1 protein-coding gene is annotated in these 207 nt (G+C 62.3%); it reads left to right on the top strand.

What is annotated here, in order from left to right:
• Positions 1-207: Ig-like domain-containing protein (locus tag KVT28_RS27715; protein WP_217551581.1), on the top strand; the 207-nt coding region annotated here is incomplete at both ends.

Raw genomic sequence — 207 nt, 5'->3', positions numbered from 1 at the left:
GCGGGTGCGCTGAGAGACGGCAACCACAGCTTCGTGGTCACGGCAGTTGACCCGGCGGGGAACACCTCGGCGCAGTCTAACAGCTGGAGCGTTCTGGTTGACACCAACAGCACCACACCTGCCATCACCAGCGTAGTGGATAACGTGGCGGGTGGTACCGTGGGAGCGATTGCCAACGGCGGTCTGACCAACGACAACAAACCGACG

Origin of the sequence: Pantoea sp. GbtcB22 (assembly GCF_019091025.1) — a bacterium.
GTDB lineage: Bacteria > Pseudomonadota > Gammaproteobacteria > Enterobacterales > Enterobacteriaceae > Pantoea > Pantoea leporis.
The sequence above is the reverse complement of the archived record's forward strand: the minus strand, read 5'-3'. Positions and strand labels throughout refer to the sequence as shown.